The organism is Sandarakinorhabdus cyanobacteriorum, from assembly GCF_002251755.1.
GTDB classification, from domain to species: Bacteria; Pseudomonadota; Alphaproteobacteria; order Sphingomonadales; family Sphingomonadaceae; genus Sandarakinorhabdus; species Sandarakinorhabdus cyanobacteriorum.
This window is the reverse complement of sequence record NZ_NOXT01000117.1, coordinates 21,566-46,193: the sequence shown is the minus strand read 5'-3', so window position 1 is coordinate 46,193 and position 24,628 is coordinate 21,566. Positions and strand designations below refer to the sequence as shown.

Here is a 24,628-nt window from a genome sequence, read left to right as displayed (position 1 = left end):
TTGATTGTCGCGCATTCTCACCCTGATTGTCGCGCGACACCAGATGGCGGCGGGGGCCGCATGGCCGAAGATCTCGCCATATAGCCCCAGCGTCTTGTCATATTGGCTGGCAAAGCGGTCGGCAGCCCCGGCCGTGCCATCGCCAGGCAAATGGTGCAGCGGCCGGCCCAGGCTGTGGGGGCAGAAACCGTCCCAATAATCCCGGGTATATGTCAGATGCAGGTGCCAGGCCTGGTCCACCGCATCTGATGGCGTCACCTCAAATCCGGCCACACAGGCAAGGTAGCAGAAGCGCCGATATTCGGTCACCACCGCTTCGGCATGCGCAGCCGTCCACAGATTCTCGCGCGCCCGGTGCCTGGTGAAGGCCGCCGCTGCGGCCTCGCCGCCAATGGGATGGGCAATGATGCGGTGCCAGAGTGGATCGTTGCCAAAACTGCGGTCAGGTGCCATCTGCATCTATAATTCCTACTATACGAGTAGGATTACAATCATGTGACAAGCATCCAGCCGCCCTACCGCGCCGCCGCCAAAGCCGATACACTCCCCCGCAACAACAAACAGGGGGGAACATCATGCTGCGCGCCATCATCCTGTCCGCACTGCTGGCCACGGCCGCCAGCGCGCAGGACGCACCGGAAATCCGCTTCGAGGCCGTCGATTTCCTCAAGCCGCCCGCCGATCTGCACCTGGGCGAAGTCGCCGGCGTCGCGCTGGGCAAGGCCGGCCAGGTCTATGTCTTCCACCGCGGCAACACCCAGGGCCCGGCCTATGCCGCCGCGGCCGCCCAATTGCTGGAATTCACCGCCCAGGGCCGCTTCGTCCGCGAGATCGGCCACAATCTCTATGCCTGGTCCTATGCACATGCCACCCGGGTCGATGCCGGCGGCAACATCTGGGTGGCCGACAAGGGCTCCAACATGGTGATCAAGTTCAACCCCGCCGGCCGGGTCGCCATGGTGTTTGGCCGCAAACCCGAAGCCAGCGACGAAAATGCCCGCCCGCTCGAACATCCCAGGCCGCCACTGCCCCCGGTTGACGGCCAGTTCCGCGAAGTCACCGACATGGCGTGGGACAGCCAGGGCAACACCTATATCAGCGACGGCTACATCAATTCCCGCGTCGCCAAGGTCGCCCCTGATGGCCGCTGGCTCGGCTCATGGGGCAGCTTCGGCAGCGAACCCGGCCAGTTCAACACCCTCCACTCCATCCAGGTCGACGCGCAGGATCAGGTCTATGTCGCCGATCGCGGCAACCGCCGCATCCAGGTGTTCGACACCAACGGCAAGCTGCTGCGCATCATCCAGATCAACCTGCCCAGCCCGGCCGACGCGCCCAGCGCCATCGGCAACCGCCCGGTCGTCCCCGCCGCCGGGCCCGACGCCGCCCCCACCAAGACAATGATGCCCGGCGCGCCCTGGGCCCTGTGCATCACCCCACCCACCGCCAGCGGCCAGCAATTTCTCTACGTCTCCGACGCCTGGCCCGGCCGCATCTACAAACTCAGCCTCGACGGCAAACTGCTCGGCTGGCTCGGCGGCGCCGGCAAGCAGTTGAAACAGTTCGGCTGGATCCACGAAATCGCCTGCCCGTCCGAGAACGAACTCTATGTCGCCGAACTGCTCAATTGGCGGCTGCAGAAATTGACGCTGCATCCTTGAGGGGAAGAATGTGGGCCTCCGGCGGGCAGGGGCGCGGCCCCTGCACCCGTTCAATTGGTTTGGCTCTCTACCGAAACGGCCAGCGCCGCAGGCTATCTTGCTTGCCTGCGGCGCTGGTGTGCGCTTGTGCCACCGGCGCGCCCGAAGACGAACGGGTGCAGGGGCCTCGCCCCTGCCCGCCGGAGGCACCTTAAGACTTTACCCCCTCACCCCCGCCATCCCACTTGGCGATCACCGCCGTCGCCACCGCGTTGCCGATCACGTTCGTCGCGCTTCGGCCCATGTCGAGGAAATGATCGACCGCCAGGATCAGCAGCAACCCCGCTTCGGGGATGTTGAAATAGGGCAGGGTGGCGGCGATGACGACGAGGGAGGCACGCGGCACGCCGGCGATGCCCTTGGAGGTGATCATCAACAGGCCGAGCATGGCGAGTTCCTGCCAGATGGTGAGATCAATGCCATAGGCCTGGGCGATGAAGATGCTGGCAAAGGCGCAATACATCATCGAGCCGTCGAGGTTGAAGCTGTAGCCCAGCGGCAGCACGAAGCTGGCGATGCGGGTGGGCACGCCAAACCGTTCCATGGCGGCGAGCAGCTTGGGATAGGCGGCTTCGGATGAGGCGGTGGCGAAGGTGATCAGGAAGGGCTCGCGGATTTCCGGGATGAGCCGCTTGACCGCGCCAAAACCCAGCACCGCACTGCCGGCGCCGAGCAGGAAGGCCCACAGCACGGCAAGCGCCAGGTAAAAGCCGCCGACAAACTTGCCGAAGGTGACCAATATGCCAAGCCCCTCCACGGCGATCGAGGACGCGATGGCGGCAAACACCGCGAACGGCGCCACCTTCATCACATAGCCGGTGATCACCAGCATCATGTGCATCACCGCATCCAGCGCGCGGTTGATGGGTGCAGCTTTCTCGCCCATGCCGATCAACGCCACGCCGGCAAAAAGGCTGAACACCACGATCTGCAGCACTTCGTTGGTGGCCATCGCCTCGAAGATGGATTTCGGGAAGATATGCCCGATGAAGTCCTTCAGGTTGAAGGCCTTGGTGGCAACGCCCGAGGCGGAATCCACCGCCGGCAGCGCCAGGCCCACGCCGACACCGGGGGCCAGTAGGTTGACCATCAATATGCCCAGCCCCAGGCTGAACACCGAGGCCGCGATGAACCAGGCCAGGGTGCGCACGAAGGTGCGGCCCACCGCGCTGCCGCTGCCCATGTGGGCGATGCCGACCGTGAGGGTGGAGAGCACCAGCGGCGCGATGATCATCTTGATCAGGCGCAGGAACACATCGGTGATGATCGAAAGGTAACCGGCGATCTCCTTCGCCTGATCGGCCGGCAGGCTGGTGTTGATCGCCCATCCGACGCCCAGACCGATGACAAGGCCGAGCAGGATATAGCGGGTGAGCGAATTCGCAGGCATGGGCACCACCGTTCGGGCAGGCGGGTTGCCACGTCAAGAGGCCGGCTTGCGCAGGTCGGCAGCGAAGGGCACATCAAGGCCATGAAGATCATCCCTGCCCTCATCGCCGCCGTCCTGATCGCTGCCCCGGCTGCCGCTGCGCCGCCGCAATCTGCCCTGGGCGATGCCGCCGAAGCCAGGGCCCTGTTGATGGACAGCGTCGGCTTCGCCTCCGTGCAGGAGCGCGGCCAGACCCCGGCGCTGGCGCGCTTCTATCGCGACTGGCTGGTGGCCCGCGGCTTTGCCGCCAGCGATTTTGCCATCGATGAAATGGCCGGCACCGCCATGCTGCACTTCACCTGGAAGGCCGCCCGGCCAAAGGCCGCGCCCATGGCGCTCACCGGCCATCTCGACGTGGTGGAAGCCAAGGCCGCCGACTGGGTGCGCGATCCGTTCAAGGCCAGCGCGGCCGACGGCTATATCTTCGGCCGCGGCGTGATGGACAACAAGTTCGATGTGGCGATGATGCTGGCCACGCTTGCCCAATTGAAGGCCAATGGCTTCCAGCCCAGGCGCGACATCCACCTGTTCCTGTCGGGCGACGAGGAAACCGATGGGGTCACCAGCGCCGCGCAGGCCAAACAGGCCAAGGCGCTCGGCATCGAATTCATGCTCAACAGCGACGGTGGCGGCGGTGCGCTCGATGCTGCCGGCAAGGCCTTTGCCTACAAATTGCAGGCATCGGAAAAATCCTATGCCGATTTCACCCTGACCATCACCGATCCTGGCGGCCACAGCAGCACGCCCGGCCCCAGCAACGCCATCGCCCGCCTCGGCCTGGTCGCCGCCCGCATCGCCGGCCACCGCTGGCCGGCCCAGGTGGACGAAATCACCCGCGCCTCGCTGGCCGCTGCCGGCGCGGCCCGCAACGATGCGCTGGGCGCTGCCATGCGCCGCTTTGCCGAAGATCCCACCGATCCTGCCGCCATTGCCACGCTGCGCGCCAATCCGGGCACCATCGGCCAGATCGGCACCACCTGCGTGCCCACGATGATCACCGGCGGCCACGCCCCCAATGCCCTGCCGCAACGCGCCACCCTCACCGTCAATTGCCGCATCTTCCCCGGCACCGCCATTGCCGCCGTGCAGGCCGAACTGGCGCGCATTGCCGAGGATCCCGGGGTCAGCTTTGGCACCGGCATCGACTGGCCGGTCACCCCGCCGTCGCCCTTGCGCTCCGATGTGGTCGATGCCGTCGCCGCTGCGGTCAAGACGCGGGGCACCACGGTGCAGCCCACCCCCGGCATGGACGCCGGCGCCACCGACAGCGTGTTCTGGCGCGCGCTCGGCATCCCCTCCTATGGCGTGTCGGGTCTGTTCATCCGCGCCGAAGATGCCTTTGCCCACGGCCTGAACGAACGCGTGCCCGAAGCGGCCATCGCCCCGGCCCTGAAGCATTGGGAGGTGCTGCTGCGCCGCCTGGCCGGCTGAACCCTTGTGGCACGTTGGTTGCCAACAGTCTTGCGAATCGCCCGAATTCTGATAAACCTCTGATTGTAAAGCATTTTCTTAACAGAGGGTTAAGGGGGTCAATGGCGGGCTGGGGATTGAGCCGCATCGGCAGGGATCGCAGTGCCAACATGGCGGCGATGACGGCCCTGATGATGCCGGTGCTGATTGGCGCCGCCGGGCTGACCAGCGACACCATCCAATGGGCGCTGGTGCGGCGCGCCCTGCAGCGTCAGGTCGATTCGGCGGCACTGGCCGGTGCCTATGCCCTCACCCAGAACCAGAATGTGGCCGACACGGTCACCGCCGATCTGGCCAAGAACAGCAACTTCGCGCTGTCCGGCACCCCCACCATCGAAAACGGCCCCACCCAGGGCCCCTTCGCCGGAGACAGCAGCGTCGTGCGCGTGCGCATCTCCTCCACCGTGCGCCTGCCCTTCACCGGCCCGTTCATGGGATCCGGCATGGTGATCAGCGCCGAAGCCACCGCCGGCCTGCGCCAGGATGGCGACTATTGCATCCTGGCGCTGGATCCCACCACCAGCCTCGCCATCACCAACAGCGGCAACACCACCGTCAACGCCAATTGCGGCATGCACGCCAACAGCGCCGGCGAACCGGCCGTCAATGGCACCGGCAGCGCGGTGATCACGGCCAGCCCGGTCTCGGCGGTGGGCAATGTCGACAACCGCAACAACACCTTTGCCGCCGGCACGGTGTTCCAGCCCTATTCGGTGGCACAGCGCGATCCCTTCGCCAGCCTGCCCACGCCCAATATCGCGCAATCGCCCAACAATGGTGACGTGCGCTCCAACCAGAGCCGCAACCTCACGCCCGGCACCTATCGCGGCATGGACATCCAGGGCACCGCCACGCTCGCGCCCGGCACCTATTTCATCGACGGCCGCAGCCAGGGCAACAACCAGAACAAGAATCTCGGCTTCAATGTCGGCTCGCAGGGGGTCGTCACCGGCACCGGCGTCACCATCGTGCTCACCATGTCCAACCCGCCGGCCAGCGGCACATCGAACCTGGTCGCCGGCATGAACATCAACGCCGGCGCCCGCATCAACCTCACATCGCCCACCAGCGGCACCTATCGCGGCATCCTCTTCTATCAGGATCGCCGGGCCAACACGCTGGGCGAAACCGTGGTCGTCAATGGCAATGCCCAGTCCACCCTGCAGGGCGCCATCTACATCCCGCGCAACGAACTGCGCTTCAACGGCACCGCCGGGATGACGATCAACTGCCTGCAGATGATCGGCTATCGCATGACATTTTCGGGCAACAGCACCATCAACAATGTCTGTCCGGCCAACAGCGGCGCCAGTGCAATCAAGGGCAACACCGTGAGGCTGCTGGGATGAGGCGGCGGCTGTCTTCTCTGTTCGGCGATCGCCGCGGCGCCTCCGCACTGGAAACAGCGGTCGTCCTGCCCGTGGTCGGCGGGCTGGTCATGGTCGCCATGGATTTCTCCAACGCCTGGCTCACCCGGTTGCAACTGGAACAGGCGGCCCAGCGCGGCATCGAGCTGGTGGCCGCCCGCAAGGGCGTGGCCACATCCTACAATTATGCCCTCACCGAAATGACCACCGCCTGGGGCAAGGACTATACCTCCGCCACCGTGGATGCCTGGCTGGAATGCGGCGGCGAGCGGCAGGCCAGCACCACGGCCAATTGCGGCACCGCCCAGCGCGCCCGCTATGTGCAGTTGAGCATCACCGCGCCCTTCACGCCGATCTTCGGCTGGGGCAGCCTGTACGATGGCCCCGGCTCAAACGGCGGGGCCACGCTGGTCGGCGATGCCGTGGTGCGCGTGCAATGATCCTGCGGCTGGCCCGGGCCCTGCGGCGCGATCGGCGCGGCAATGTTTCGGAATTCGCGCTCACCTTGCCGATCTGGATCATCATGGTGTTTGCCGTGTTCAACATCGGCCGCTTCTTTGTGGCGCGTGCCGGCATCCAGAACGGTCTGGGCGAAGCGGCGCGCGCCGCCACCTTGTGGCCCCGCCAGAGCAATGATGATCTGCAGGCCGCCTTCAACGATGGCGTGTTCGGGCTGGGCGCCAAAGAGGTGCCCACACTCAGCTTTTCGACCGGCACCTCCGATGGCCAGGCCTATGTCGATCTTGGCGTCACCTACAACCCGGGCTTCAGCCTGTTGTTCATCGAAGTCAGCCCGGTGACGCTCACCTACACCCGCCGCGCCTTCCGCCCGACCTGATCCTTCGGCGAATTGCGCCCGCGCGGTTCAATCCGCCCTCGGGTGCGCGCTGCGCCAGGCATCCAGAAGCTGCGCCGCATCCACCGCGGTATAGATCTGCGTTGAGGACAGGCTGGCATGGCCCAGCAATTCCTGCAGCTGCCTAAGGTCCGCCCCCCGCGCCAGCAGGTGGGTGGCAAAGCTGTGGCGCAGCGCGTGCGGCGTGGCGCTGGCCGGCAGGCCCAGCCCGGCCCGCGCCGCCTGCACCGCCCGGCGCACAGTGCCGGGATCCAGCGCGCCGCCGCGCGCGCCCCGGAACAAGGGCGCATCGGCGGCCATGTCAAAGGGGCACAGCTGCACATAATCTTCAATTGCAGCGCGCACCTGCGGCAGGATCGGCACCACCCGCGTCTTGGCGCGCTTGCCCGTGACCGGCATCGCCTCGCCCAGCGGCAGCACCGCGCCGGTCAGCCCCATTGCCTCGCCGATGCGCAGGCCCGCGCCATAGAGCAGCAGCAGCACCGCCACATCGCGCGCCGCCTGCCAGGGCTGGCGCGCGGCATCGGCCACCACATCCACCAGTTGGCCGATATCGGCCGGCGCCACCGCACGCGGCAGCCGGCGCGGCTGTTTGGGCGCCTTCAACGCGGCAATGGCATCACAGGCGAGGCCCTCGCGGCGGCGGGCCCAGGCAAAAAAGCCCTTCAGTGCCGACACCTCGCGCGCCAGGCTGGCCGCCGCCAGGCCTTCACCGCGGCGCATGGCCAGAAAGGCACGCAGATCGGCGGGCGCCAGCCCGGCCAGCCGGCCGCCCACCACCGCGCCGCCCAGATGCTTGCCCAGGAAATCGTCAAACCGTTCCAGCGTCTGGCCATAGGCCTTCAACGTGTGCGGCGACAGGCGGCGCTGATCGCCGCTGAAGGCGAGGAAGCGCCCGATCAGGCTGGCCAGCGGTTCGCCGGCTGCGCTCAAAGGATCGCCATCACAGGATCGATTGCCCGGTCTTCGCCCAGTCCGCCTCGAACGCGGCCAGACCCTTGTCGGTCAGCGCGTGATTGGCGAGCTGGCGGATCACCGCCGGCGGCATGGTGGCGACATCGGCGCCAATGCGGGCCGCAGCCAGCACATGCACGGGGCTGCGCACGCTGGCGACCAGGATTTCGGTCTGGAAATCATAATTGTCGTAAATGGTGCGGATATCCTGGATCAGCTCCATGCCGTCGTGGCCGATATCATCGAGCCGGCCGACGAAGGGCGAGATATAGGTGGCACCGGCCTTGGCGGCGAGCAGCGCCTGGTTGGCCGAAAAGCACAGGGTCACATTGGTCTTCACGCCCTCGGCGGTCAGCGCCTTGCAGGTCTTCAGGCCATCGATGGTCAGCGGCAGCTTGATGCAGATATTGGGCGCCAGCGCGCGCAACACGGCGGCCTCCTTCATCATCGTGGCATGATCGGGCGCCACCACCTCGGCCGACACCGGGCCCTCGACCAGCCCGCAAATTTCCTTCACCACCTCCAGGAAATTGCGGCCCGATTTGGCGATCAGGCTGGGATTGGTGGTGACACCATCCAGGAGGCCGGTGGCGGCCAGATCGGCGATTTCGGCAACATCGGCGGTATCGGCAAAGAATTTCATGGTGGGGGCAGTCCTTCGAAGGGCGAATCTGGCGCCTCCATAGCGCAAAGCATGGCCCTGTCCTACAGGCGCGTCGTCATGATAGGGTGATTGGATCCAACAGCTTCAAAATCCTACAGAAAGTGCTGCCGATGCGCCCGCTGGACTTTGCCTGCCTGGAAATCAAGTCGGCCGAACCGCCATGGCTTGGAGCGGCCCGTGCGTTGATCGGCACAAGCGAAACCGCCGGCACCGCCTCCAGCCCCGTCATCCTCGGTTGGGCCCGCGATCTTGGGCTGGCCTATGCCAATGATGGTGTCAGCTGGTGCGGGTTGTTCATCGCCCATGTCATCCGCACCAGCCTTGCTGGCGAGGCGCTGCCTGCCACCCCGCTCGCCGCCCGGGCCTGGAGCCGCTTCGGCATCGCGTGCCCGGTCCAGCCCGGCGCGGTGTTGACCTTCTGGCGCGGCAGCCGGGCCAGCTGGCAAGGCCATGTCGGCCTGTATGTTGGCGAAGATGCCGCCGCCTTCCACATATTGGGCGGCAACCAGGGCGATGCGGTCAACGTCAAGCGCTTCCCGCGGGAACGCTTCCTGGCCGCCCGCTGGCCCAAAACCGCCCCGCCGCCCACCGGCGGCCCCCGCCAGCTGCGCCCCGATGGCGGCTTTTCCCGCACTGAACAATAAGGGAAATTTTTCTGAATCCCGGCGAATCCGTCAAAAGTGTCAAAACCGGGCGGGGGTCTCAGCCGCCTAGCTGCTTCTTCAGCTCCGTCTTCAGGATCTTGCCATTGGCGTTGCGCGGCAGCGGTTCACGGCTGAAGAACACCTGCACCGGCACCTTGAAGGCGGCCTGGCGGGCGGCGACAAAGGCGCGCAACTCCGCCTCGTCGGCCTCGCTGCCCGGCTTCAGGGTGACGAACGCCACCGGCTCCTCCCCCAGCGTCTTGTGCGGTCGGCCGACCAGCGCCGCGTCCATCACGGCGCGATGCTCGTACAGGGCGTTCTCCACCTCAACACAATAGATATTCTCGCCGCCGCGGATCAGCATGTCCTTGGCGCGGTCGATGATGAAGCAGAAGCCTTCCTCGTCGATGCGGGCCAGATCGCCGGTGCGCACCCAGCCGTCGATGAAGGTGGCGGCGGTGGCTTCCGGCTTGTTCCAGTAAAGCTTCACCACATTGGGGCCATAGCCATAAAGCTCGCCCACCTGGTTCGGCCCCAGCACCTTGCCATCGCCATCGCGCACCTGCAGATCGCACACCGGCACCGGCGGGCCGCAGCTGTCGGGCCGATGCTCATAATCCTCGGCCATGTGGTGGGTGAAGGTGGCGCTGGTCTCGGTCATGCCCCAGCCGTTGCCGGGCTTGGCCTTGAACTGGCTGCCGATCTGGCGGACCAGTTCGGGGGCCGATGGCGCGCCGCCGTAGGAGACGGTCTCCAGGCTCGACAGGTCATATTTGTGCCGGTCCGGATGCTCCAGGATCTGCCAGGCGATGGTCGGCACGCCGCCGGCCGAATTGCACCGTTCCCGCTCGATCAGGCCCATCGCCTCCACCACATCCCATTTGCGCGTCAGCACCAGCTTCACCCCGGCAACCAGCGACGGGTTCAGCACGGCATGGCAGCCGGTGGCGTGGAAGAAGGGCACGCTGAGCAGGGTGGCCTTCTGCGGCGCATCGGGGTCGGCGGCCGGCGGAGTTTCGCCCCGCCGCAGGAAGCTGCACGCCTGGCTGCAGGCACTGGCCATGATGTTGGAACAGATGTTGCGGTGGGTGCCCAGCGCGCCCTTGGGTTTGCCGGTGGTGCCGCTGGTGTAGAAGATGGTGGCATCATCCTCCGGTTGCAGGCTCAGCGCCTCGGCCGGGATGGCGCGATCGGGCAGGCCGACCCAGCTGTTCGGTCGGCCGATCACGCCCTCCAGCCGGCGCGCGCGGGGATCGCCCAGTTCCATCTCGCTGGCCCGCGTCACATAGATGGTTTCCAGATCGGTGCAGGCCGGCAGATGCTCCGAAATGCGGTTGTAACGCTCGGCATCGATCAACAGGATCTTGGTGCCGCTGTCGGTCAGGCCATATTCCAGCTCGCCGCCAGTCCACCAGGCATTCAGCGGCGTGACGATGGCCCCGCACATGCTGGCGGCATAAAAGGCCACTGGCCATTCGGGGATGTTGCGCATCACCACCGCAACCCGGTCACCCTTCTTCAGGCCATCGGCCTTCAGCTGTTCGGCCAGCGCCGGCGCCGCCCGGGCAAAGGCCTCGAACGTCACCCGTTCGTCGTCCAGCACCATGAAGACCTTGTCGCCATGGGCGCGGCCGGCGGCAAAGCAATGCGCCAGACTGGGCGGGGCGTTTTTCCACACCCGCGTCGGCCGGCCCTGGATGGAAACCGTCTCCATCTCCAGCGGCTGCCCCGGCGCCGTCAGCAGCGCGTGCGCATCGGCAATCGACATGGCCGGCCATTGAGTCATCATCATCTCCCCAAAAAATATTTTGGGGCACGATGCCGGAAAGCCGGGGCCGCCGCCAGCCTGTCAGAACGGCGCAGGCTCAGCCCTGGTGGAGCAGCGCTTCCGTTTCGCCGATGCTGGCCGGGGTGCCAACATGGAACCACAGGCCAGGGTGCGACAGGCCAAACATCCGCCCATTGGCCAGCGCCTTGTTCCACGCCCGCCACATGGTGAACGGCTCGACCGGCTCGCCATCGAACAGGCGGCGGCTGATGATCTGCAGCCCGGAATAGACGAAGGGCGCGACCTTCATGCCGCTGCGCGGGGCCAGTCGGCCCAGCCCGTCCATATGGAAATCGCCCCGCCCGTCATAGCCATGCGCCCGGGCCAGCGGCACCAGCAACAACAGCGCATCCATCTCGCCGGCATCCCAGCGGCTGGCCAGCAGGCGCAGGGTGTCGATCGGGCCATCGATCCACATATTGTCGGCGTTGATGGTGTAGAATGCCTCGCCTTCCAGCAGCGGCAGCGCCTTGGTGATGCCGCCGCCGGTTTCCAGCAGCAGGCCACGCTCGTCCGACACGTCGATGCTTGTGGGTGTGGAACGCGCCTTCACCGCTGCCTCGATCTGATCGGCGAAATAATGGGCGTTCACCACGGCATGGCCGATGCCGGCTGCGGCCACCCGGTCCAGCGCGCGGTCGAGCAGGCTGCGCCCCGCCACCTCGATCAGCGGCTTGGGTCGCGTCGCCGTCAGCGGCCGCATGCGCTTGCCCAGGCCGGCTGCCATCACCATGGCACTGGCCGGCAACGTGCAATCGATGTGCGGCACCAGGCTGAGCGGCGGACGGATCTTGCCCATCACTTCACCACAACGCCATGGCGGGCGCAGGCCGGCACATGGGCATCAAACCAGGCCTTGACCGGCGCCAGCGCCGGATGAGCCAGATTGGCGTTGACCAGTTCCCACAGCCGCGGGTGGAACCGCGGATAGGCCGGCTTGCCATCGCGGACATACAGCCGGGTGAACACGCCGAGGATCTTGATGTTCCGCTGCGCCGCCAGAATGGCATAGGCGGTGCGGAACGCCGCTTCATCGAGGCCCGGCCGGGCAGCGATGTAGCGATCCAGCATGGCCGCTTCCAGTTCGGGTGAGACGACCCGGCGGATATCCTGCAACAGGCTGGCCAGATCATAGGCCGGGTGGCCGGCCAGCGCGTCCTGATAATCCAGCAGGCCCAGCCGCTTCAGCCCCGGCCGGTCGAGCAGCATCAGATTGTCAGCATGATAGTCGCGCAGCACCAGCACCGGCGGATGGGTGAACAGCGCCGGCCACAACGGCGCCCATACCGCGTCATAGCCCGGCGCCTCGGCAAGGCCCACGGCCGGCAGATACCAGTCCGGAAACAGCCGGGCCTCGCGCAGATATTCAGCCGCATTATAGGGCGGCACATCGGCCGGCGGATGGCGGTGCAGCTCGGCCAGGATGTCGACGGCGGCGCCATAAATCTCGTGCTCGGCGCTGGCATCGTCGGCCAACACCGGGTTCACCCGCGCATCGCCAAAATCCTCCAGCAACACCAGACCCTGCGCCAGATCGCTGGCCAGCGCCTGCGGGGCGGAAAAGCCCAGTTCATGCAGATGGCGGCCAATGGCGAGGAAGGGGCGCGAATCCTCCTTGTCGGGCGGCGCGTCCATCAGCACGGCGGTGCGGCCCTGCAATTCCACCCGGAAATAACGGCGGAAACTGGCATCGCCGGCGAGCGGGCGCACGGCGGCGCCGCCCCAGCCATGGGCGTTGAGGAAGGCGCCGGTGCCGGGCGGCGGGATCATGCTGGCAAGATTGGTGGCCACCGCCCCTCCCAAGCCGGTGGCGCGGCCCAAGTCAAGCGGCGCGGCGCATCCCCGCTGCCGTCAAGCTGCAGCCGCAGCGCATCGGCGGGCAATCGCGCCCCCAGCCGCTCCGGCCATTCGATCAACAGGGCGGCATCGGTTTCAAACAGGCCCAACGCATCGGCCTCGGCCGGGGATTGCAGCCGATACAGATCGCAATGCCACACCGGCACCGGCAGATCCTCATACGGCTGCACCAGCGTGAAGGTGGGCGATGGCACATCGCCGACCCAGCCCAGTGCCTGCAGCAGATGGCGCGCCAGTGTGGATTTGCCGGCGCCCAGATCGCCGAACAGCGCGATGGTGTCGCCGGCCCGCAGCACAGTGGCCAGCGCCGTCGCCACCCGCGCCGTCGCCGCCGCATCGGGCAGGATCAACTCAGAAATCGATGGTGACATAGGCTTGCGCCAACCGGCCGGGGATGGGACCATAGGCACCCGCCCCGCGCAGGTCATAGCCTTCGACATCGAAAACATTGCTCAGCTGCACGCGCAGCAGCGCATTGTTTCCCGCCAGCTTGAAGCGATAGCGCCCGCCCAGATCGATGATGGTGCGGGCCGGCACCGCCACGCTGTTGCTGACAGTCGCGGTTTCCGAACTGCGATAGGCCAGCCGCGCATCAAAGGACAGGCCGGCGGCAAAGCCCGGCCGCCAATCGGCGCTCAACTCGAACCGCTGGCCGATCGCGCCCACCGGCCGCTCCCCGATGCGCCCCGGCACGGCGCCCGGCGCCGTCACCTTCGGCCACAGCCACACACCGCCGGCGACGATCGACAGGCTTGGCGTGATCGGCCCGGCGATGCTGGCCTCCACCCCGCGGTTGACGACATCGCCAAGCACGTCAAAGCGGCCGGCAGCATCCAGGTTGAAATAGGGTTTGCTGATGTCGAACACGCCGGCCACCAGCTTGATCTGATCCGTCAGCGCAAAGCGCAGCCCGGCGTCGAACTGGCGGGTGGTGATCGCCGGCAGCGCCTCGTTGCGGTTGATGGCATTGCCCGGCGCCACGCCCGATTCCTCGAGGCCGTTGACCGTGCCGGCATAGACCACCAGCCGGTCCGACAAATTGGCCGCCAGCGTGACGTTGTAGAGCAAGAGCCGCGCATCGGTGGCCTGAACACCCCCGGCTGGCAGATCGATGCGCTTCTTGTAATCGGTCCACTGCAGCCCGGCGGCGAGCTCGCCCACGCCCAGCCAGCGCCCCTCATAAGCGATGCCGCCGGTGATCTGCTTCACATCGTCAAACTGCTGGGCGCTGAACCGGAACGGCGGCTCCGGCACCCGGCTCGGCGTGTCGATCTGCACCGGGCCCAGTTCCAGCGTGTCCGATCCGCCAAAGCGGCGATCGCCGCTGCGGCCGCGCACGGCCACATGGATCTGGTGCCGGCGCGGGCCATCATCGATCTGGCGGGTCAGCCGCACCTCCCCCGACACGGCAGCAAAGGCCAGGCGCGGATCCACGATCACCCGCTGCGTGCCGGTGCGATCCGGCTGCAGGCCGCGCACCAGGTTGGTCATCTGGCGGTCGCGGTGGCGGCTCGATCGGAACAGGCCGGCGCGCAACTGCCACTGTGGGGCCAGCTGCCAATCGGCCAGCACGCCGATATTGGCATCAAAGCCGCTGCCGTTCACCCAATCCGGGCCAAAGCGCTGGCGGCGCGGCAGCAGCGGCGGCAGAAACTCCGTCGCTGTCTGGAAGGTCAGGCGATGGTCGTCCAGCGTCTGGTGCAACAGGCTGGCAAAGGGTATCAGCGTCACGCCCGGTGCCGGCGTCCAGCGGGCGATCAGCGTGCCGCCAAAACTGTCTTCGCGCGTCTTGTCCAGGCCGTTTTCCAGCCGCACCGATGCGCCCAGTCCAAAACTCAGCGTGTCGCTGGCCGGCAGCACGGCATCCACCTCAGCATTCAACGTGCCCCAGGCATCGGCCAGCAGCAGCGCGCTGCCGGCGGCCGTGCTGCCGGGGCGGCGGAAGCCGAAGTCCACCAGCCCGGTGGGCGCCGGAAACGGGCTGCCCAGCGCCGACAGGCCCACGCGGATCGTGGTGGTGCGGCTTACCCTCGTGGAGGGCGGCACCACAGGATCAAAATACAGGCCATCAATGCGGACATTGCCAGCCGCAATCGGCGAAAATCCGCGCACATTCATCTGGTTGTAAATGCCGATCACCTCGCGGCCGACCGTGCTGCCAAAGGCATCGCCAGCCTGGCGCACGGCATTTTCCGCCGCCCGCGCCCCGGTGGCGGCAATATCGGCCGGTGGCGGCGGCGTGGTCTGCGCCGCCACGGGCGCTGCCAGCAGCAGCGCCGCCGCGATCATCGTTTCCCCTGTCATGCCCACCGGTTCGCCGCTTTCGCCAGCGACTGCAAGTCAGAAATCGACGGTGAGATAGGCCTGGGTCACCCGGCCCGGCAGCACGGTGTAGGCATTGGCCCCGCGCAGATCAAAGCCTTGCTGGCTGGTCAGGTTGGTGGTCTGGATGCGCAACACCGCCTCGTTGCCGGCCAGCATGAAGCGATAGCGGCCACCGACATCAATCAGCGTGCGGGTGGGAACAAAGACCAGATTGTTCACCGTCGCGACTTCGGGCGAGCGGTAGGACAGCCGCATGTCGAGCGAAAGCCCGGGCGCAAAGCCCGGGCGCCAATCGGCGGAAAACTCGATCCGTTCGGCAATGGCACCCACCGGCAGCCGGCCGACCAGGCCGCGTGTCACGGCCTCGCCGGTGACCCGCGGCCGCAGCAACACGGCGCCGGCCACAATCGACAATTCGTCGGTCAGCGGTCCGGCCAGCGAGGCTTCAACACCGCGGTTGATCACTTCGCCCAGCACATCGAAACGGCCAGCGGTATCAAGATTGAAATAGGGTTTGGAGACTTCGAACAGGCCAGCGACCATGCGCATGCCGCCGCCCAGATTGAGACGGACGCCGGCATCAATCTGGCGGGTGCGGATGGCCGGCAGCGCCTCGTTGCGGTTGGCGGCGAAATTGGGGGCGACGCCGGATTCCTCGAGGCCGGTCACCGCGCCGCCATAGAGGGTGACGCCATCGGCCAGCTGCGCCGCGGCGGTGACATTGTAGAGCCAGGGCGTGGCATCGGTGGCGGTGATGGCGTCGGGAAAGCCGATGCGTTTGCTGTATTCGCTTTTCTGCACGCCCACCGAAAGCTCGCCCACACCGTCCCAGCGGCCTTCATAGGCGATGCCGCCGGTCCATTGCCGCACATTGTCGTCCTGCTGCGGGCCGAAGTTGAGGGTGGGCGGCAGCACATTGGGGGCGACGCCGAGGATGTTGACCGGGCCGAGATCGACCGCCTGCGAGCCATCGAAGCGGCGATAGCCCTGGCGGCCGCGCAGCGTGGCGTGGATCTGGTGGCGGCGCGGGCCATCCTCAAACCGGCGGGTGAGGCGCAGCTCCCCGCTGGTGGAGGCGTTGTAGAGCGTGGGATCGCCAGTGATGCGCTGCGTGCCGGTGCCATCGGGCGCGGTGATGCGCACCACGTTGGCGAACTGGCCATTGACCACGCGCTGCGACCGGAACAGGCCGGCCCGCAGCAGCCAGCCATTGGTAATGGTCCAATCGGCAATCAGCCCGGCGTTCAATTCGGTGTCACCGCCGCGCGACCACCAGGGGCCGAAGAACTGCCGGCGCGGCAGGCGCGGCGGCAGGAAATTGCCCTGGGGCACCGAAATCGGGCCATGATCATCGATGGGCGTTTCGCGCACGGTGAAGAACGGCAGCAGGCTGAGGCGGGCCGAGGGTTTCCATTCGGCGATGAAGGCGCCTTCGACGCTGTGATCGCGGGTCTTGTTGAAGCCGTTTTCCAGCTGCATCCCGGCGCCCACCCCGATGCTGAGCGTGGAACTGACCGGCAGCGAGGCATCAAATTCGGCGGTGGGCGTGTGCCATGTGTTGTAGCCCACCAGCAGGCTGGCCGCCGCCTCCTGCCCCGGCCGGCGCAGACCCAGGTCAACGATGCCGGTGGGCGCCGGAAACGGGCTGCCCAACGCCGATGGCCCCACCCGGATGGCTGTCGCCCGCACCAGCCGGCTGGACGGCACGACGATGGGATCGAAATAAAGCCCATCGATCCGCACATTGCCTGCCACCACGGGGGAAAAGCCACGCACGCGCTCACGGCTGTACAGGCCCGACACTTCACGGCCAATGCTGGTGCCAAAGGCATCACCAGCCTGGCGCACGGCATTTTCGGCCGACCGGCTGCCAGTGGCGGCGACAGCCGGCGTATCGGTGGGGGTCGCATGTTCGGCATCGGGCACGTCGGCCGGCGGCGTGCTGTCGTTCGGGGCTGGCTGTGCCAGCGCCGGCGCCGCCATCAGCAGCGCCAGGAACAAGATGGGGGCCCCTGTCATGCCCCGTCCTTGGGCAGGCGGCCGGCCAGCGTCCAGCGGAAAAAGCGCGTATGCGGCGGCACCCTGTTCAAAAGTCCATGGTGAGATAGAGCTGCGCCACCCGGCCATCCAGCATGCCATAGGCGCCGGCGCCCTCCAGATAGACACCATTCACGCCGCCAGCGTTGAAGATCTGGGCGCGCAGCACGGCATCGCGGCCGGCCAGCCGGAAGCCATAGCGGGCGCCAAGATCAATGAACGTCTGCGCCGGGATGTGGACGGCGTTGTTCACGGTGGCGACCGTGCTGCTGTTGGCGAACAGGGCGATATCGAACGACAGGCCGGGCGCGAAGTGCGGCCGCCAATCGGCCGACAGGCTGAGCGTGCGGCGCACCGCGCCCACCGGCAGCGGGCCAGACACGCCCAGCGCCACCGCCTCGCCAGCCACACGCGGCGCGCTGAACACGCCGCCGGCCACGATCGACAGGCTGGGCGTGATCGGGCCGGCGATGCTGGCTTCCACGCCGCGGCTCACCACCTCGCCCAACGGGCCGAACCGCCCGCTGGCATCCAGGTTAAAATAGGGCTTGGCCAGCCGGAACACCCCGGCCACCAGCGTCAGATCACCAAGTGTCTGCCGCGCGCCGGCATCCACCTGCCGGGTGATGATCGCGGGCAGCGCCTCGTTGCGGTTGACGGCGTTGGCCGGCGCGATGCCGCTTTCCTCCAACCCGGTGACGAAGCCGCCATAGATTTCGGTGCCTTGGCCCAGCCTGATCGCCGCGTTGGCGTTGCCCAGCCACGGTGCGGCATCCACCGCCGTCTTGAAGCCGGGCAGGCCAATGCGCTTGGCATAGTCGCTCTTCTGCAGGCCGAGCGACAGCGTGCCGACGCCTTGCCAATTGCCTTCATAGCCGACAGCGCCGGTCCATTGCCGCACGCGGTCTTCCTCCTGCGCGCCGAAGCGGAACGCGGGCAGTGGCGCGCGCGACGGCGTGCCGATCGTCGTGTCGCCCAGATCGATGCTGTCACTGCCGCCAAAGCTCCGGAAGGCCTGGCGGCCCCGCAGCGCCAGGTGCAGTTGATGGCTGCGCGGGCCGTCGGCCAGGCTGCGGGTCAACCGCACTTCGCCGCTGTTCGACACGAAGAACAGGCGCGGATCCGCCAGGACCGTCTGCCGGGCGTGGCCATCGCTCCCGACCGCCTCCATCAGGTTGGAAAAATTCGTGGGAAAGGCCACCGACGACCGGAACAGGCCGGCCTTCAACTGCCAGCCCTGCGCGAGGGCCCAATCGGCGATCAGGCCGGCGTTGAGCTCGGTGTCGCGCCGCCGGGCCCAGGCCGGGCCGATGAAGCGGCGGCGCGGCGGATCGGGCGGCAGCATGTCACCGGCAGGCAGGAAGATCGGCCCGACATCATCGCGCGGGGTGACGGCAAGGCTGAGGAAGGGCGTCAGCGTCAGCGCGTCCGTTGCCCGCCAGCGGGCGATGAGGGCGCCTTCATATTTGTCATCGTGCGCGGCGTTGATGAAGCGTTCGCGGCTGATCATGGCGCCCAGGCCCAGGCTGAAGCGGCTGGACAGCGGCAGCGCCAGATCAAGTTCGGCAATGTGGCTGCCGAAACTGTCGAGGCTGGCCAGCGCTGATCCGGCGCGCTCGCGGCCCGGCACGCGCAGCGACAGATCGACGATGCCGGTGGGCGCCGGGAAGGGGCTGCCCAGCGCCGACGGGCCGATGCGGATGCTGGTGGCGCCGCTGATCCGGTCAGACGGGAAGATCACCGGATCGAAATACAGGCCTTCGATGCGCACATTGCCGGCCACCACCGGGGAGAAGCCACGGATATTGTCGGCAGCATAAAGGCCGATCTCCTCGCGGCCGATCACCGTGCCGAAGGCATCGCTGGCGCCGCGCACGGCGTTCTCCCCGGCGCGGTTGCCGGCGGCTGGGGTTTCGACGGGCGGCGGCAGGCTGGCAGGCGCTGCGGTCTGCGCTGCGGCGGCCTGGGCCAGCAACAGGGCATACAGGATCGCGCCGGCCAGGGCAGTGCCGGGGGCGGGCAGGGCCATGGGGTGATTCCGGATATCTTGCTGTGTCGCGCCCCTAATACGGCAAGAGCCGGCAGGCAAGCGCCCGCCGGCTCCAGCAGGTTGATTTTGCACTTGTCAGTAGCGGTAATGATCCGGCTTGAACGGGCCGGCTTCGCCAACGCCGATATAGGCGGCCTGCTTGGGGTTCAGCGTGGTCAGCTTCACGCCCAGCTTGTCGAGGTGCAGGCGGGCGACCTTCTCGTCGAGATGCTTGGGCAGCACATAGACCTTGTTCTCGTACTGCTCGCCCTTGGTCCACAGCTCGATCTGGGCCAGCACCTGGTTGGTGAAGCTGGCCGACATGACGAAGCTGGGGTGGCCGGTGGCGCAGCCCAGGTTGACCAGCCGGCCCTTGGCCAGCACGATGATCTGGTTGCCATCGGGAAACTCGACGATGTCGGTGCCCGGCTTCACTTCGGTCCACTTGTAGTTGGACAGGGCGGAAATCTGGATCTCGCTGTCGAAGTGGCCGATGTTGCAGACGATGGCGTTGGGGCGCATCGCCATCATGTGCTCGGCCGTGATGACATCCATGTTGCCGGTGGCGGTGACGAAGATGTCGGCGCGCTTCACCGCCTCTTCCATGGTGACGACCTCGAAGCCTTCCATGGCGGCCTGCAGCGCGCAGATCGGGTCAATCTCGGTCACCATCACGCGGGCGCCGCCGTTGCGCAAGCTGTGCGCCGAACCCTTGCCGACATCGCCAAAACCGGCAACGCAGGCGACCTTGCCAGCCAGCATCACATCGGTGGCGCGGCGGATGGCATCAACCAGGCTTTCCTTGCAGCCATAAAGATTGTCGAACTTGGACTTGGTGACGCTGTCGTTGACGTTGATCGCCGGGAACGGCAGCCGGCCCTGCTTGGCCAGTTCATACAGGCGGTGGACGCCGGTGGTGGTTTCTTCCGAAACGCCCTTCAGATTCTTCACCGTCTGGGTGAGGTAACCGGGGCGGGCGGCGACAAAGGCCTTGAGCGCGCGCTGGAACTCCACCTCTTCGGCATTTTCCGGCTCGCCCATGGTCTCGCCAGCTTCCAGCCGGGCGCCCCACAGCGCGAACATGGTGGCATCCCCGCCATCGTCGAGGATGATGTTGGCGGTCTCGTCACCCCAGTCAAAGATGCGGCCGACATAGTCCCAATAATCCGCCAGGCTCTCACCCTTGATGGCATAGACCGGGATGCCGCGCGCGGCGATGGCGGCGGCGGCATGATCCTGGGTGGAAAAGATGTTGCAGGTGGCCCAGCGCACATCGGCGCCCAGCTCGACCAGCGTTTCGATCAGCACTGCGGTCTGGATCGTCATGTGCAGCGACCCGGTGATGCGCGCGCCCTTCAGCGGCTGGGACGCGCCAAATTCGTCACGCAGCGCCATCAGGCCGGGCATTTCGGTTTCGGCGATGGCAATCTCGCGGCGGCCAAAATCGGCCAGGCTGAGATCGGCGATGGCATGGTCGGCCATGGGAATGGTTCCTGTGCAAGGCAAATGCGTTTGTCGCGTCCCTAGAGCGCTGACGGAAACCGAGCAAGCATAAAGATTGCTTTATATGATACGGCAAATCAGCGACCGAGCTGGGCGCGCAGGAAATCCAGCCCGGCGCGGATCTTGGGCGGCAACAGCGTGCGGCTGGCATAGAGCAGCCAGGCATTGCTGCCAAAGGCGGTGCTGCTGGCCTCGTGATCGGGCAACAACGACACCAGCTGGCCGGCCGCCAGCGCATCGGCCACCAGCCAATCGGTGAGCAGCGTGGCGCCCAACCCGGCGATGCAGGCGGCCTTCACCGCCATTGGCGAGGAAATGGCGATGGGACCATCCACCGCCACGGTCTCCGCACCGCCGCCGGGCCCGGAAAAGCGCCACTGCCGCCGCTGCAGCGGGCCGGCAAACAACAGGCAGGGCTTGCCGGCCAGATCGACGGGGGCCGAAACCGGGCCATGTCGTGCCACCCAGGCCGGCGCGGCATAGACATGATAGCGGCTGGGGTGCAGCGGCACACCGATCAGGCCGGGCGGGATGGTGGGGGACATGCGGATGGCGATGTCCACCGGCTCGGTGACGAGATCAACCAGCCGATCGGTCAGGATCAGCTCCACCTCAAGTCCCGGATGCGCCGCGCGCAGCGCCGGCAGCAAGGGCACCAGCCGGATCGTGCCATAGGCGACAGAGGCGCTGATCGTCAGCCGGCCAGCCACGGTGCTGCCGCGCGCCATTTCCGCCGCGCCGGCCAGATCGCGCACCAGCGGCTCCACGGTGGCCAGATACCGGCTGCCGGCCTCGGTCAGGGCGAGGCGGCGGGTGGTGCGCTGGAACAGGCGGAAGCCCAGCTCGGCCTCCAGCCCGGCGATGGCGCGGCTGACCAGGCTTGGGTCCACCACCCGCTGGCGCGCCACCGGGGCAAAGCCGCCGGCATGGGCGACATCGATGAACAGGCGCAGGGTGGCAAGCTCCATGGTGGCATTATTGATGCAATTTCTGCATGAAACAATGGCACGGGCGCCGGTTTTTCGCTCCTCCGGTCCGGAATATTCCGGCTGCAGCAGAAACGCTGCTGAGACAGAGGAGAGAGACGATGATGATTCGCAACAGCATTGCCCTGGTGACGGGCGCCAACCGCGGCATTGGTGCCGCCATGGTCGATGCCCAGCTCGCCGCCGGTGCCGCCAAGGTCTATGCCGCCGCCCGCCAGCCGGTTGCGCACGCCGATCCGCGCGTGGTGCCGCTGGAGCTTGATGTGGCCGATCCGGCCGCCATTGCCGCCGCTGCCGAACGGGCTGGCGATGTCACATTGCTGATCAACAATGCCGGCGTGCTGGAAGGCGGCGACATTTTCACCGCCGGTGCCGATGCGGTGGAACGCCAGCTGGTGGTCAACGGCCTTGCCCCGCTGCGGCTGGCGGCGGCCTTTGCCCCGGCGCTGCGGCGCAGCCAGGGCGCGATTGCCAATATCCTGTCGGTGGTGGCGCTGGCGCCGATGCCGGGACTCGCCAGCTACAGCGCCAGCAAGGCGCTCGCCGCCTCGCTCACCGGATCGCTGCGGGCCAGCCTGGCCGGCGACGGAGTCAGCGTCCACGCCGTGTTCCCCGGCCCGGTTGACACCGACATGGCCGCGGAGATCGACATGCCGAAAACCAGCCCGGCCGATGTGGCCGCCGCCGTGCTGGCCGGGATCGAAGCCGGCGATGCCGAAATCTTCCCGGATGCGTTCGCCCGCCAGGTCGCGGCCGGCTGGGCTCAGGATCCCCGCGCGGTGGCGGCGCAATTTGCCGCCTGATCAACGCCGGGCTGGAAATGCGGCGCGCACCTTGCCAAGGTGCGCGCCGTTGCCGTTTTGGGGAGATGATGGCCGTGCGCCTTTTTGCCGTGAGTGTGATGCTGATGTCTGCTGCTGCCGCTGTTGCCGCCCCGATTGCCTACCCGGCCACCAAGACCGGCCCGGAGGTGGAGGCCCGCCACGGCATCAGCGTACCTGATCCCTATCGCTGGCTGGAAGCCGATGTGCGCACCGAACCGCAGGTGGCGAACTGGGTGGAGTCGCAGAACCAGGTGACCATGGGCTATCTTGCCGGCCTGCCGAAGCGCGAGGCCATCCGGCAGCGCCTGACCGAGCTGTATAATTTCGAACGCTTCGGCCTGCCGCGCGTGCGCGGCGGCGTGCAGTTCTTCACCCGCAATTCCGGCCTGCAGAACCAGTCCGTCCTCTATGTCCAGGCGCCGGGGGCCGAGCCGCGCGTGCTGATCGATCCCAATCCCTGGGCGAAGGATGGCGCCACCGCGCTGGCCGAATGGCAGCCGTCGGAGGATGGCAAGCTGCTGGTCTATGCCGTGCAGGATGGCGGCACCGATTGGCGCACGCTCAAGCTGCGCGACGTGGCGACCGGCCAGGACCTGCCCGACGTGATCGAATGGGTGAAATCCAGCGCCATCGCCTGGAAAAAGCATGGTTCGGGCTTCTACTACAGCCGCTTCCCCGAACAGGCCGGGCCGAAATATCTCGGCGTCAGCCTCAACCAGAAGCTTTATTTCCACAAGCTGGGCACGCCGCAATCGGCCGACACGCTGATCTTTGAAACGCCGGAGCATCCCAAGCGCGGCCATTTCGGCCAGGTGACGGACGATGGCCGCTGGCTGCTGATCATCACCGCCGAAGGCACCGACGACCGTTATGAGGTGCGGATTGCCGATATCGCCAAGGGTGAGAAACCACGCGCGCTGGTGACCGGGCTTGATCATGACTGGTCGCTGGCCGGTTCAAACGGCGACATGCTCTATTTCCGCACCAACAAGGACGCGCCGCGCGGCCGCATCGTGGCGATGAACGCGCTGACCGGCGCAATCACCGAAGTGGTGGGCCAGGGGCCGGCCACGCTGAACAGCGCCTCGCTGCTCGGCAATCGGCTGGTGGCGGAAACGCTGGAAGACGCCAAATCGGTGGTGCGTCTCTATGCGCTTGACGGCAAGCCGCTGGGCGTGGTGCCGCTGCCCGGCATCGGCACCGCCGGCGGATTTGAATCGTCGGAAGACGGCAAGACCTATTTCGGCTTCTCCAGCTTTGCGACGCCGGCTTCGATCTGGCGTTATGATGCGGCCAGCAACCAGGTGGAGCTGGTGCGCCAGGCCAAGGTCGCCTTCAACCCGGCCGATTACACGGTCAGCCAGATCTTCTACGCCTCCAAGGATGGCACCAAGGTGCCGATGTTCGTGGCGCACCGCAAGGATCTGGACCTGTCGAAGCCGCACCCGACCCTGCTGTACAGCTATGGCGGGTTCAACATCAGCCAGACGCCGGGCTTCAGCGTCAGCCGGCTGGTGTGGATGGAAATGGGCGGCGTGTTCGCGCTGGCCAATATCCGTGGTGGCGGCGAATATGGCAAGGCCTGGCACGATGGCGGCCGCCTGCTCAACAAGCAGAATGTGTTCGATGATTTCATCGCCGCCGGCGAAGCGCTGGTGGCCAAGGGCATCACCACCAAGGGCCAGCTCGCCATCCAGGGCGGCTCCAACGGCGGCCTGCTGGTGGGCGCCGTCACCAACCAGCGTCCCGATCTGTTCGCCGCCGCGCTGCCGGCGGTGGGCGTGATGGACATGCTGCGCTATGCCAACTGGACCGCCGGCCGCTATTGGGTGGATGATTATGGCGATGTGACGAAGCCGGAATTCTTCCGCTACAATCTTGCCTACAGCCCCTATCACAACGTGAAATCGGGCAAGGATTACCCCGCCATCCTGGTGACGACGGCCGACACCGATGACCGGGTGGTGCCGGGTCACAGCTTCAAATATGCCGCCGCGCTGCAGGCCGCCAAAATTGGCGACAAGCCGCACCTGATCCGCATCGAGACGCGCGCCGGCCATGGCAGCGGCAAGCCGACCGACAAGATCATCGCCGAGGCTGCTGATCTGTGGGCGTTTGCCGGATACTGGACGGGGCTCACCAAATAGGAGATGCA

21 protein-coding genes are annotated in these 24,628 nt (G+C 66.8%); 8 read left to right on the top strand and 13 right to left on the bottom strand.

Annotated features, from left to right (window positions below):
- Window positions 1-459, bottom strand: a 459-nt coding sequence (locus CHU93_RS17760) for a glycine-rich domain-containing protein (protein WP_207759274.1), incomplete at its 3' end; no start/stop codon positions are given.
- A gap of 116 nt (window positions 460-575) precedes the next feature.
- Here CHU93_RS17760 and CHU93_RS12040 point away from each other — a divergent pair.
- Window positions 576-1,661 (top strand): peptidyl-alpha-hydroxyglycine alpha-amidating lyase family protein, encoded by a 1,086-nt coding sequence (locus tag CHU93_RS12040; RefSeq protein WP_094474368.1) that lies wholly within the window; start codon window positions 576-578, stop codon window positions 1,659-1,661.
- A 190-nt stretch (window positions 1,662-1,851) separates the two neighbouring features.
- Here the strand turns inward: CHU93_RS12040 and CHU93_RS12035 are convergent, their stop codons facing one another.
- On the bottom strand, window positions 1,852-3,090 hold the full coding sequence (locus tag CHU93_RS12035) for a dicarboxylate/amino acid:cation symporter (RefSeq protein WP_094474367.1): 1,239 nt from the start codon (window positions 3,088-3,090) through the stop codon (window positions 1,852-1,854).
- Window positions 3,091-3,171: 81 nt separating this feature from the next.
- Here CHU93_RS12035 and CHU93_RS12030 point away from each other — a divergent pair, with 81 nt between their 5' ends.
- The 4 genes from CHU93_RS12030 (at window position 3,172) to CHU93_RS12015 (ending at window position 6,804) form a co-directional block, all read left to right on the top strand.
- Window positions 3,172-4,560: a M20/M25/M40 family metallo-hydrolase gene (locus CHU93_RS12030; protein WP_094474365.1), complete on the top strand. Its 1,389-nt coding sequence runs from the start codon at window positions 3,172-3,174 to the stop codon at window positions 4,558-4,560.
- A 101-nt stretch (window positions 4,561-4,661) separates the two neighbouring features.
- Window positions 4,662-5,948, top strand: a complete 1,287-nt coding sequence (locus CHU93_RS12025; protein ID WP_094474364.1) for a pilus assembly protein TadG-related protein — start codon at window positions 4,662-4,664, stop codon at window positions 5,946-5,948.
- Window positions 5,945-6,406 (top strand): TadE/TadG family type IV pilus assembly protein, encoded by a 462-nt coding sequence (locus tag CHU93_RS12020; protein WP_094474362.1) that lies wholly within the window; start codon window positions 5,945-5,947, stop codon window positions 6,404-6,406. The genes CHU93_RS12025 and CHU93_RS12020 overlap by 4 nt, the downstream gene beginning before the upstream one ends.
- Window positions 6,403-6,804: a TadE/TadG family type IV pilus assembly protein gene (locus tag CHU93_RS12015; RefSeq protein ID WP_165768719.1), complete on the top strand. Its 402-nt coding sequence runs from the start codon at window positions 6,403-6,405 to the stop codon at window positions 6,802-6,804. Before CHU93_RS12020 ends, CHU93_RS12015 begins: the two co-directional genes overlap by 4 nt.
- Before the next feature lie 27 nt (window positions 6,805-6,831).
- On the opposite strand, the gene CHU93_RS12010 is transcribed toward CHU93_RS12015, so the two are convergent.
- Together CHU93_RS12010 and fsa are read right to left on the bottom strand one after the other, a co-directional pair.
- Window positions 6,832-7,755, bottom strand: coding sequence for a tyrosine recombinase XerC (locus CHU93_RS12010; RefSeq protein WP_423825907.1), 924 nt, complete (start codon window positions 7,753-7,755; stop codon window positions 6,832-6,834).
- Window positions 7,756-7,765: 10 nt separating this feature from the next.
- Complete coding sequence (gene fsa, locus CHU93_RS12005) at window positions 7,766-8,419, bottom strand: fructose-6-phosphate aldolase (protein ID WP_094474359.1); 654 nt, start codon at window positions 8,417-8,419, stop codon at window positions 7,766-7,768.
- A gap of 131 nt (window positions 8,420-8,550) precedes the next feature.
- Between fsa and CHU93_RS12000 the strand changes: the two genes are divergently transcribed.
- Window positions 8,551-9,084, top strand: a complete 534-nt coding sequence (locus CHU93_RS12000; RefSeq protein ID WP_094474381.1) for a TIGR02594 family protein — start codon at window positions 8,551-8,553, stop codon at window positions 9,082-9,084.
- 58 nt (window positions 9,085-9,142) lie between these two features.
- On the opposite strand, the gene CHU93_RS11995 is transcribed toward CHU93_RS12000, so the two are convergent.
- The 9 genes from CHU93_RS11995 to CHU93_RS11955 form a co-directional block, all read right to left on the bottom strand.
- Entirely contained in the window at window positions 9,143-10,870 is a 1,728-nt protein-coding gene (locus tag CHU93_RS11995; RefSeq protein ID WP_094474379.1) for a class I adenylate-forming enzyme family protein, read from the bottom strand.
- 79 nt (window positions 10,871-10,949) lie between these two features.
- Window positions 10,950-11,711: a nucleotidyltransferase family protein gene (locus CHU93_RS11990; protein ID WP_094474357.1), complete on the bottom strand. Its 762-nt coding sequence runs from the start codon at window positions 11,709-11,711 to the stop codon at window positions 10,950-10,952.
- Entirely contained in the window at window positions 11,711-12,682 is a 972-nt protein-coding gene (locus CHU93_RS11985; RefSeq protein ID WP_094474378.1) for an aminoglycoside phosphotransferase family protein, read from the bottom strand. Before CHU93_RS11985 ends, CHU93_RS11990 begins: the two co-directional genes overlap by 1 nt.
- Window positions 12,679-13,140: a tRNA (adenosine(37)-N6)-threonylcarbamoyltransferase complex ATPase subunit type 1 TsaE gene (gene tsaE / locus CHU93_RS11980; RefSeq protein ID WP_094474355.1), complete on the bottom strand. Its 462-nt coding sequence runs from the start codon at window positions 13,138-13,140 to the stop codon at window positions 12,679-12,681. The genes CHU93_RS11985 and tsaE overlap by 4 nt, the downstream gene beginning before the upstream one ends.
- Window positions 13,121-15,073: a TonB-dependent receptor domain-containing protein gene (locus tag CHU93_RS11975; RefSeq protein WP_094474353.1), complete on the bottom strand. Its 1,953-nt coding sequence runs from the start codon at window positions 15,071-15,073 to the stop codon at window positions 13,121-13,123. Before CHU93_RS11975 ends, tsaE begins: the two co-directional genes overlap by 20 nt.
- 36 nt (window positions 15,074-15,109) lie before the next feature.
- Entirely contained in the window at window positions 15,110-17,113 is a 2,004-nt protein-coding gene (locus CHU93_RS11970; RefSeq protein WP_094474351.1) for a TonB-dependent receptor, read from the bottom strand.
- A 67-nt stretch (window positions 17,114-17,180) separates the two neighbouring features.
- Window positions 17,181-19,160 (bottom strand): TonB-dependent receptor domain-containing protein, encoded by a 1,980-nt coding sequence (locus tag CHU93_RS11965; protein ID WP_094474349.1) that lies wholly within the window; start codon window positions 19,158-19,160, stop codon window positions 17,181-17,183.
- A 96-nt stretch (window positions 19,161-19,256) separates the two neighbouring features.
- The gene (ahcY, locus tag CHU93_RS11960) at window positions 19,257-20,642 is read right to left on the bottom strand and encodes an adenosylhomocysteinase (protein ID WP_094474347.1); all 1,386 of its coding nucleotides are present in this window, start codon (window positions 20,640-20,642) and stop codon (window positions 19,257-19,259) included.
- 98 nt (window positions 20,643-20,740) lie between these two features.
- Window positions 20,741-21,631, bottom strand: a complete 891-nt coding sequence (locus tag CHU93_RS11955) for a LysR family transcriptional regulator (protein ID WP_094474346.1) — start codon at window positions 21,629-21,631, stop codon at window positions 20,741-20,743.
- Window positions 21,632-21,750: 119 nt separating this feature from the next.
- Here CHU93_RS11955 and CHU93_RS11950 point away from each other — a divergent pair, with 119 nt between their 5' ends.
- Window positions 21,751-22,452 carry an SDR family NAD(P)-dependent oxidoreductase gene (locus tag CHU93_RS11950; protein WP_094474344.1) on the top strand — a complete coding sequence of 234 codons (702 nt, stop codon included), beginning with the start codon at window positions 21,751-21,753 and terminating at the stop codon, window positions 22,450-22,452.
- A gap of 104 nt (window positions 22,453-22,556) precedes the next feature.
- On the top strand, window positions 22,557-24,620 hold the full coding sequence (locus tag CHU93_RS11945) for a prolyl oligopeptidase family serine peptidase (RefSeq protein ID WP_243375619.1): 2,064 nt from the start codon (window positions 22,557-22,559) through the stop codon (window positions 24,618-24,620).
- Window positions 24,621-24,628: the final 8 nt, after the last annotated feature.